Below are 8,426 nucleotides of genomic sequence, written 5' to 3' on the forward strand. Positions count from 1 at the left end.
GAGCTTCTGCCAGTTCCAGATTGCGGGCCAGGGATCCCAGTTGGACTTGGGCTTGGGCCAGACTCAGTCCCGCCTCGGCAGCTTGGACTTGGGCTTGGGCATTGAGCAGATCCCGCTCACGGGCCAGGCGCAGTTGGCTCAGGGTGGCTTCGGCAGCCCGCAAGTCCTCCTGTCGTTGCCGCACCAGCAGCCGGCGTTGATCCAGCTCTTGTTGCGAGATTGCTCCTTCCTGCCAGAGCTCCTGAAAGCGGGCCAGATTGGCCTCGGCATCGGCCAGTTCTGCCCGGATACGTTCCACCACCGCTTCCTGGGAGCGGATTTGCATCTGTTGCGGCTCGTCCAGACGGCTGAGGCGGGTGCGTGCCTCTTGGATTTGGGCCTGACTGAAACGGGTCTCGGCCTGCAAGCGGGCGCGGGCCTCTTGAAGTTGGGCGGCAGCGTACTCTCGCTCCGCCAACCGCTCGGCGTAGCTTTCCAAGCGGGCCAGCACTTGGCCTGCCACCACGCGATCCCCCTCGGCCACCAGCAGCTCTCCCAGCCGTTCTCCGGGGGAACCGGCAATGCGCAGCACTTCCCCCTCCGGCTCCAGGCGACCCAAAGCACCAACTTGCGGAGGCAGCCGCATTTCCACCGTTGCCTCTGCACTTCCCGATACCGACTGTGTGGCTCCCTGTTGGCTCAATCCCAGCCATGCCAGACCGGCACAACCAAGCAGCCCGACTCCTGCCAGCGACCAAAGCGCTCGTGGGTTCATGGCCTTTTACCTGCTGTGGCTTTGCAGACGACAAACGCCGCCTCTTTTTCTTAAATAAGTGTAAAGTTTTTGGGATGAAAATGTCCAGCTGTATTCTGTGTTGCTTGTGCTCACCGTATTTTCACCCCCTGTGGGTTCCCCAAGGTGCCGGCAGATCACAGCAACCGGTGGGGCGCAGCCTACCTAGCTCTGGGGATTCCTGATATGATGTGGCCTGTTCGAACCTGTTTGTAGTCAGCAGAACGCAGTCCTTTTTTTGGAGTGTGGCGGTTTTAGGAGTGGGGTGGAGTTGCGATGGTGGAAACAGTTGGAGGAAGGGATCCCATCCCGCCGTTGCCGGTTCGGTCTCAGCCTCCGCCCCTGCATTTGGATCCCCTAGATCCCTTGCTTTCCACCTATCACTTTGTGGGCATTGGTGGAGTGGGGATGTCGGCTCTGGCCTATATCCTGGCTAAACAAGGGTTTCGCGTTTCCGGATCCGACATTGTCGCCAATGGCCGTACCCGCCGCCTGGAAGCTTTGGGGGTGCGCTTCTTTCAGGGCCACAGCTTGGAGGGGTTGGTCGGGGATCCCCAGGTGGTCTATTCCAGCGCCATTCGCCCCACCAATCCAGAATTGGCTGCTGCCCTGGGCAAGGGATTGACGGTTTGGCACCGGGCAGACTTGTTGGCGGCTCTGTTTAACCGTCGCTCTGGCATTGGGGTGGCCGGCACTCACGGCAAAACCACCACCAGCAGCATGATCGGCTATGTGTTGCTCTCGGCGGGCTGGGATCCCACCTTGATTATCGGCGGGGAAGTGGATGCCTGGGATGGCAATGCCCGTCTGGGCCAGGGGGAGTATTGGGTGGCGGAGGTGGATGAGTCGGATGGATCCCTGGTGCGGCTCTATCCCAAGATTGGGGTGATCACCAACATTGAGCTGGATCACCCCGATCACTACGCCGATTTGGGGCAGGTGATCCGGGCTTTTCAACAGTATGGGCAGCAAAGCCAAACCCTGGTGGCCTGTCTGGACTGTCCCAACGTGGCGGCTCACCTGAGGGTGGATGTGGGCTACAGCCTGACCGGTCATCCCCAAGCCCAGTACCAAGCCCGTCAGATCCTCTACACTGCCAATTCCACCTGCGCTGAGATCTGGGAAAAGGGATCCCTCCTCGGACAGCTTCGCCTACAGGTGTTGGGATCCCACAACCTCAGCAATGCCCTGGCGGCGGTTGCCGTTGGGCGACAGTTGGGCTTGGAGTTTGCGGTGATTGCCTCAGCTTTGGCGCAATTTCGGGGGGCGCATCGCCGCTTTGAGCACAAGGGGGAAGTGGGTGGAGTCACCTTTATCGACGACTATGCCCATCATCCCAGCGAGATTCGAGCCACCCTGCAGGCAGCCCGTCTGCAACAGCGGCGGGTGGTGGCCGTGTTTCAGCCTCATCGCCACAGCCGTTTGGCTGCCTTGTTCCAGGATTTTGCCCGCTGCTTTGGGAATGCGGACGTGGTGGTGATCGTGCCTACGTATGGAGCGGGAGAGCCGGTGCCTGAGGGTTCCGACAGCTTGCGTTTGGCCGTGGCGGTGGCGGAGCACCACCCCCATGTGCGCTATGTGTTGTCTTTGCCGCGATTGCCGGAGGTGTTGCCGTCCGTCCTGCAGCCTGGAGATCTCGCCGTTTTTTTGGGCGCAGGGGACCTAAATCAGCAGATAATCGCTACGATGCGGGCATATGCGGCTCAGGTGAGGGAACAGCCTGGGCAAGCCAAAAATCCAAACTTCAGCTGAAAAGATAGCTGCTTCTGAGGTATTGAATCATGACGACGGCTCCGGTGGTGCCTCAGCGGGACGGTTCCTGTGAGTCTGAGGCGGCAAGTCTTACCGCTGAAGACAGGCTTCTCCCCCGCGGGCCGGCGGCTCTGCTATCTGGACGAATTCAATCGGGGATCCCGTTGGCTCCTCTGACCACCTTTCGCGTGGGCGGCAAAGCGGAGTGGTATTGTGAGCCCCGTAGCCATCTGGAGCTGCAGCAGTGTTTGGCTTGGGCGCGAGCAGAAGGGATCCCCACGACGCTGTTAGGGGCAGGCAGCAATCTGCTCATCAGCGATGCGGGGTTGAAGGGGCTGGTGATCGGCACTCGCCGTTTGCGGGGGATCCAACTGCTGGAAGGGGGGAGAATTTGGGCCGCTGCCGGAGAGCCTTTGGTCAATCTGTCGCGGGCCGCCGCCAAGCAAGGCTGGAGCGGTTTGGAGTGGGCCATCGGGATCCCGGGTACCCTGGGGGGAGCCGTGGTGATGAATGCGGGTGCCCACGGACGCGCCATGGCGGATGTGCTGGTGGAAGTGCAGATTTTGGACGAGGAACAAGAGCCCTGCCGCCTAGAACCTGCCGATCTGCAATTTGGCTATCGCCGCTCTCGCCTACAGGACTCCCCCTGGACGGTGACAGGAGCCACGCTGCAGTTGATCCCAAGCAGGGATCCGTCCCAGGTGCAGTGGGAAACCCAGCGCTACCTCAACCAACGCCTAAGCTCTCAGCCCTATCATTTGCCCAGTTGTGGCAGCGTCTTTCGCAACCCAGAGTCTCACCCTGCCGGCTGGCTAATCGAGCAGGTCGGCTTGAAGGGGTACCGCATCGGTGGGGCCCAAATTTCAGAGCGCCATGCCAACTTCATCCTCAATTGCCATCAGGCGAGTGCCAAGGACATTTACCGCTTGATTCGCTTGGCCCAGGAAAAGGTCTATCAACAATGGTCGGTGCTTTTGGAGCCAGAAGTGCGCATTCTGGGATCCTTTGAGGATTAGAGGAGCATTGGGCAGACAATTTGGACTGTTTTCTTTTGGTGATTTTGATGATTCTGCTCTTAAACTGTTCTTACCGCCTTTTGTAGATGTTCGCCTATCGGCTTATGAGTCAAGATGTAGCCACTTTACGTCGTTTAATTCGACGGCTCAATCAGTCCCACACCACTGCGGAAGAACGCCGCTATTTGGTGGAGATCGGCAGCTTGGCTGCTTTGCTCACCCCGGAAGAGGCTGCTGCTTTGGCCCAGGATCCCAAGCAACTCACCGCCGAGCAGCACTATCGCATTTGGGACTGGGTGCATCGCTGGGAACGGGAGCACCGCCACGAAGATCTGGACTGGGATCCCTCCCTAGACCGACACAACGACTAGAACTCGAAAGAATCCCGTCCCGCTATCACGAACAAATCCCGGCCAGAGTCTAAGACAAAAGCCATCTCCAAGTCTCATTTTTGAACAGGATCCACACCCCCAAGCCCATGAGAATCCAGGGCACCCAGCGCTCTCCCCGCTCGGCCAAAACCTTGGCTACTTCAGGTTGCATTGTCAGTTTTTGAGCCACTGCAAACCACAATCCCTTCATCAGAAAAAAGATTGTGGCAAAGAGGGCCAACTGGAGAGGGGTGCTGCCGGCAAACAAAGGAACGTACAGGCTGACATTATCTCCGCCGTTGGCAAAGGTGAAGAGCATGGACATCAGAACTGGCGGGGGCAAAAGGATCGGCCAAGCCTTTTGGGTTGGGCGCTCTCGCAACTCTTCCAACTCTTTTTCCAAGGTTTCTTCAGGTTCAGGTCGCCACAATTTCCAACCGCCTACCGCAATCGGGATCAACCCCAGCAGCCCAATCGCAGGTGGCGGCAACAGCAGGCCCCCCAGGTATCCCAGAGAGCTGAGCAGGATCAACCCTGCCAAGCCCAAGTAGCCTCCCAGCCAAATGTGCTAGCCCTTCCACAGGGGTTGCAGCTGCGCCTGGGCAAACAACAGAACCAGCAAGAAAAAGTCGTCGATATGGGTGGCAACAAAAGCAAGGATCCCTTCGACTAAAGTTGCCCAGAAAATTGCCAGCGGCATAGGGTTAAGAAATGGGGAAGATGGCGCTGATATCGACGAGGTGAAACTGAAGCAGCCCAACAATTGCCGAAGTATAGGCGGTAGAAGAAGCCAGCCCAATCAAGAGATCGCGTTTCATATTGCGGGGTTTCTCGCCTTTCTCGACGACATCCGTAGCGCCAAACTGCATCATGAGAATGCCCATCAAGTTGGAGAGCCAGTACCCCACGAGGGTTCCGCCCAAAAACCACTGTGGCTGCTACAGGCTACACAGGTAGCCCAACCCATAGGCAATCGGCAGGTTGAAAAACAAGTCATTCCACCAGGAAAGGGGAGACAGCATAAACCCCAAAACCAGTAAAATGCCACCTCGGAGCTTCTTCCCCATGGGTCTCGCTCTCCAGCGTTACGTCCTCACAATCTTAGCTTCACATTGCTTCATGAAAACCCAAAAACAATGTCTGGCTCTCCACCTGGGAGTGTGGCACGGCCTCTTCTCCAACTATCGACCCACCGCCGGCGGCTGGGAGCTGGGGGGCCAAAAGCGCAGCCTCATCACCTTTGAGGCCTTGGCTCCATCCTCTTCTTCAGGAAGTCCGGCGGCAGGGATCGCGATCCGCCAAACCAACGCCTACTACCCCCTACAGGGATCCCCCACTCCCGAAAGCTCCCAGAGCTGGGTCTACCAGGATTTCTCGCCGGGATTGCGCTTTTTCCCCGATGGATCTTTTTCCAATGGGCGGCTGCAGCTGGCGCCGTTTAGTGATTTTGCCGTTGAGCAAGGCTTTCTCTGGGAAGATCGCAAGGCGCGGCTGGTGCAACAGTGGGATGCCCAAGGTCGTCTGGTAGAGGTAACCGCGATCCTGGAGCGGCGCGGCCAAGCTTTGGATCCCGTTGCAGACTGTTCACCCCTGAGCAAAGAGCGACTGAGAGCCTGCCTCCAGGGGAGATGGCGGGGGATCGCCCAGAGCTTTACGGTTGCTGAGGGCCGGTTTGCCGAAGCCGAGGTGGACTCCTCGGGGGCAGAGTGGTTGAGTAACTGGGATCCCTTGCCTGGGGGGCTGTGGATTGGCGGGCCGGATCCCTTGCCCATCCCCACTGCCCAGCGGGATCGCAGCTTTTCGGTGAGCCTGAGCTGGTTTCCGCAGTCGGAAGACTGCCATTGTCTCTTGCGTTTGATCCGGGACTACGATGCCCGCGGTGCTTGGCAAGGGGTTACGCTGATCCGGGCGCAGAAGGATCCTGGTTGAGGAAGGCGCAAACCTGGTCAAACACCGTTTCCCGCTCCCCGTCCAAAGTGAGGATGTGGTCGGAGTGCTCCAGCCAAGACAAGATCTTCTCCTCGGATCCCAGCTCTTGATAGAGCCACGCTGCCTGTTCAGGATCCACTACTGTATCTTGGCGAGATTGCAGGATCAGAGTGGGAACCCGGATGCCGGCCACCTCTCCCTTGACCCGCTCGATCAGCTCCAGAGCGCTGCGCACCGCCGACAGATTAAAGCTGCGGAAATAGGCCGTTCTTTCTGCCAAGGCTCGAGCGTCCCCATCCCGAATCGGCAAGCTGAGGCGGGGCACCTCCTTCAATAGCCAACCCAGGCTGTTCAGGTACTGCTCAGGGCGAAAAAGATAGTACCAGCGGTGGCGAATGGCGAAAAATGGCGCCAGCAGCACCAATTTATGGATGGGATGGGCAAAAGCCAGGTGCAAAGCCAGCAGACAGCCGGTGGAAAAGCCCACCAAGGAAACGCGGGGATACTCCTGCTGCAAAGCCAGATAATGCTCCAAAGCCCGCCCGTACCACTCCGTCCAGCGGGAAGGGGGCATGTGGGCAGACCGGCGGTCGTGTAAGCGATGCGGAGCACTGTCATGGCCGGGATAGTTAAATCCCTGCACCGTCAGGCCAGCCGCCAACAGCCGCTCTGCCAGCCATTGCAACTCGTAAACACCGCCCCCCAATCCATGTAGCAGCAGACAGGCGTGTTCCCCTGCTCCTCGCCACAAAAAGGGTTCGTTACTCAACATATAAAAACATATAAAACTCCGTTCCACTTCGCGACGGGATCCCTTGCTAGCCCAAGGTGATATCCAGCAACATCATCACCACAAACCCACTGATGACCCCAAAGGTGCCCTCCCGCTCCAACCTCTGCCGGTGCGACTCAGGGATGATCTCATCGGAAATGACAAACAACATCGCCCCCGCCGCAAAAGCCATGCCCCAGGGTAGTAGGGGCTGCGCCAGAGAGACCACCGTTGCTCCCAGGATCCCGCCGATGGGCTCCACCAGTCCGGTCAGCAGGGCGATGCCAAAAGCGAACAGCCGCGAGTACCCCTGGCCCACCAGTGACAAAGCCACCACCAGCCCTTCTGGCATATTCTGCAAGCCGATCCCCAACGCCAACGCCAACCCATCGCCGACTTGGCCGGCGGCGAAACCCACTCCCACCGCCAGTCCTTCCGGGAAATTGTGCAGGGCGATGGCAATGATGAACAGCCAAATCCGTTTCAAATGGGCGCGGTTCTCCCCTTCCACCCCTTTGAAAAAGTGCTCGTGAGGAAAGAGGCGGTGGGCACTCTCCAGGAAGATCGCCCCCAACAACAGGCCTGCCACCATCACCACAGCCGCCCCAAATGGGGAATACCCCAGCGCTATGGCTGCCTCGGTGCCCGGCACCAGCAGGGAAAAAGAGGTGGCCGCCAACATCACCCCACCCCCAAACCCCAGCAGGATCCCTTGTACCCTTTCGGAGAGCGAGGGAAGAAAAAGGGCCGGCAAAGCCCCCAGCCCCGTCGCCAAGCCGGCGATAAAGCTAGCCAGGGATCCCATCGCGATTGGATGCACAAGCCCCTCTCCACAAAGGCCGAATGCTTCTCAATTCTCCTCCTTTTGCGACATTGTGTGCGGTTTGTGGCCAACCGGAATGGCAGATCCCCTGCTATGGCTAGCCCACCACCGGAGTTAGGGTTGCTTTGAAAGGCTCTCGACGGCGCAGCAGATCTTCCGTTTGAGCCTGAATAGCTGTCAAAGCTTCGGCCTCTGAGATGTGGGTACTTTGACCGGCCTCGATGACCGGGATCCCGTCCACAAACACCGTGTGAACATTGCTGGCCCGAGCAGCATAGACGAGGTTCCAGAGAATGTTGGTCTCTTCGATTCCGTTGGAGTTGTGCTCCCAAACCCAGGGCATCAGGTTCGGTTGTGCCAAGTCCAGCAAGACCAGATCGGCCTTCTTGCCCACTTCAATTGAGCCGATTTCTTTCTCTAAACCCAAAACCTTTGCCCCTTCTATCGTGGCCATCTGCAACATGGTGGAAGCAGGCAGAGCAGCGGCATCGTAGCGCTTCACTTTCTGCAGTAGAGAAGCAAATTTCATCTCCTCAAACATATCCAAATTGTTGTTGGAGATGTTGCCATCGGTGCCCAACCCAACTCGGATCCCAGCTTGCAGCATCTCTGGAATTGGAGCGATCCCTCCGGCCAGCTTGGCGTTGCTGATCGGGCAGTGGCAAACTGCTGTCCCTGTATCTTTTAGGAGTTGAATTTCTGATTCATCCAACCAGACGCAGTGGGCAATGGCAGTTTGTGGCCCCAAGATGCCGTATTGCTGGAACAAGTGGATGGGTTTGTAGCCAAAATGTCGCTCCACAGCTTCCACCTCTTCTTTCTGCTCGCTGCTGTGGGTGTGAATGCCGACACCGTAGTGTCGCGAGTACTCCACCGCAGTTTGGTAGGCGGCAGGGGAACAGTAAAACAAATGCTCCAGCCCCACCCAGACCCGTACCCGCCCCCCCTGGGATCCATGCTGGCTTTCGATCAGTCGGCGCGTGCTTTCCAT

General features: G+C 58.4%; 12 protein-coding genes. 4 read left to right on the plus strand and 8 right to left on the minus strand.

Annotated features, from left to right (window positions below):
• On the minus strand, nt 1-754 hold a 754-nt coding region (locus NW856_RS01615; protein ID WP_414398756.1), incomplete at its 3' end, for an HlyD family secretion protein.
• Nucleotides 755-1,087: 333 nt separating this feature from the next.
• On the opposite strand from NW856_RS01615, the gene murC reads away from it, so the two are divergent.
• The 3 genes from murC (at nt 1,088) to NW856_RS01630 (ending at nt 3,911) form a co-directional block, all read left to right on the plus strand.
• The gene (murC, locus tag NW856_RS01620; RefSeq protein WP_414398766.1) at nt 1,088-2,524 is read left to right on the plus strand and encodes a UDP-N-acetylmuramate--L-alanine ligase; all 1,437 of its coding nucleotides are present in this window, start codon (nt 1,088-1,090) and stop codon (nt 2,522-2,524) included.
• 29 nt (nt 2,525-2,553) lie between these two features.
• Nucleotides 2,554-3,540, plus strand: a complete 987-nt coding sequence (gene murB, locus NW856_RS01625; protein WP_414383327.1) for a UDP-N-acetylmuramate dehydrogenase — start codon at nt 2,554-2,556, stop codon at nt 3,538-3,540.
• Nucleotides 3,541-3,644: 104 nt separating this feature from the next.
• Entirely contained in the window at nt 3,645-3,911 is a 267-nt protein-coding gene (locus tag NW856_RS01630) for a hypothetical protein (protein WP_041436475.1), read from the plus strand.
• A gap of 49 nt (nt 3,912-3,960) precedes the next feature.
• On the opposite strand, the gene NW856_RS01635 is transcribed toward NW856_RS01630, so the two are convergent.
• The 4 genes from NW856_RS01635 to NW856_RS01650 are packed head-to-tail and all read right to left on the minus strand — an operon-like array spanning nt 3,961 to nt 4,978.
• The gene (locus tag NW856_RS01635) at nt 3,961-4,476 is read right to left on the minus strand and encodes a cadmium resistance transporter (protein ID WP_414398768.1); all 516 of its coding nucleotides are present in this window, start codon (nt 4,474-4,476) and stop codon (nt 3,961-3,963) included.
• 3 nt (nt 4,477-4,479) lie between these two features.
• Nucleotides 4,480-4,611, minus strand: coding sequence for a hypothetical protein (locus NW856_RS01640; protein ID WP_414398757.1), 132 nt, complete (start codon nt 4,609-4,611; stop codon nt 4,480-4,482).
• 4 nt (nt 4,612-4,615) lie between these two features.
• A complete protein-coding gene (locus NW856_RS01645; RefSeq protein ID WP_414351859.1) occupies nt 4,616-4,834 on the minus strand; it encodes a hypothetical protein in 219 nt (72 codons plus the stop codon).
• 15 nt (nt 4,835-4,849) lie between these two features.
• Nucleotides 4,850-4,978, minus strand: coding sequence for a hypothetical protein (locus NW856_RS01650; RefSeq protein ID WP_414398759.1), 129 nt, complete (start codon nt 4,976-4,978; stop codon nt 4,850-4,852).
• A 52-nt stretch (nt 4,979-5,030) separates the two neighbouring features.
• Between NW856_RS01650 and NW856_RS01655 the strand changes: the two genes are divergently transcribed.
• Nucleotides 5,031-5,840, plus strand: a complete 810-nt coding sequence (locus NW856_RS01655; protein WP_414398761.1) for a DUF3598 family protein — start codon at nt 5,031-5,033, stop codon at nt 5,838-5,840.
• Here the strand turns inward: NW856_RS01655 and NW856_RS01660 are convergent.
• The 3 genes from NW856_RS01660 to NW856_RS01670 form a co-directional block, all read right to left on the minus strand.
• Nucleotides 5,806-6,612, minus strand: coding sequence for an alpha/beta hydrolase (locus NW856_RS01660; protein ID WP_414398762.1), 807 nt, complete (start codon nt 6,610-6,612; stop codon nt 5,806-5,808). The genes NW856_RS01655 and NW856_RS01660 overlap by 35 nt on opposite strands.
• Before the next feature lie 46 nt (nt 6,613-6,658).
• The gene (locus tag NW856_RS01665; protein ID WP_414398763.1) at nt 6,659-7,432 is read right to left on the minus strand and encodes a ZIP family metal transporter; all 774 of its coding nucleotides are present in this window, start codon (nt 7,430-7,432) and stop codon (nt 6,659-6,661) included.
• A 100-nt stretch (nt 7,433-7,532) separates the two neighbouring features.
• A partial coding sequence (locus NW856_RS01670) for an amidohydrolase family protein (RefSeq protein WP_414398765.1) occupies nt 7,533-8,426 on the minus strand: 894 nt, incomplete at its 5' end.

This window comes from Synechococcus sp. R3-13, from assembly GCF_047462195.1.
GTDB lineage: Bacteria > Cyanobacteriota > Cyanobacteriia > Thermostichales > Thermostichaceae > Thermostichus.

Excerpts from the sequence above, each read along its gene's own strand:
- NW856_RS01655 (WP_414398761.1), top strand. The coding sequence starts at position 5,031 with ATGAAAACCCAAAAACAATGTCTGGCTCTCCACCTGGGAGTGTGGCAC.
- murB (WP_414383327.1), top strand. The coding sequence starts at position 2,554 with ATGACGACGGCTCCGGTGGTGCCTCAGCGGGACGGTTCCTGTGAGTCT.
- NW856_RS01630 (WP_041436475.1), top strand. The coding sequence starts at position 3,645 with ATGAGTCAAGATGTAGCCACTTTACGTCGTTTAATTCGACGGCTCAAT.
- NW856_RS01660 (WP_414398762.1), bottom strand. The coding sequence starts at position 6,612 with ATGTTGAGTAACGAACCCTTTTTGTGGCGAGGAGCAGGGGAACACGCC.
- NW856_RS01650 (WP_414398759.1), bottom strand. The coding sequence starts at position 4,978 with ATGGGGAAGAAGCTCCGAGGTGGCATTTTACTGGTTTTGGGGTTTATG.
- NW856_RS01640 (WP_414398757.1), bottom strand. The coding sequence starts at position 4,611 with ATGCCGCTGGCAATTTTCTGGGCAACTTTAGTCGAAGGGATCCTTGCT.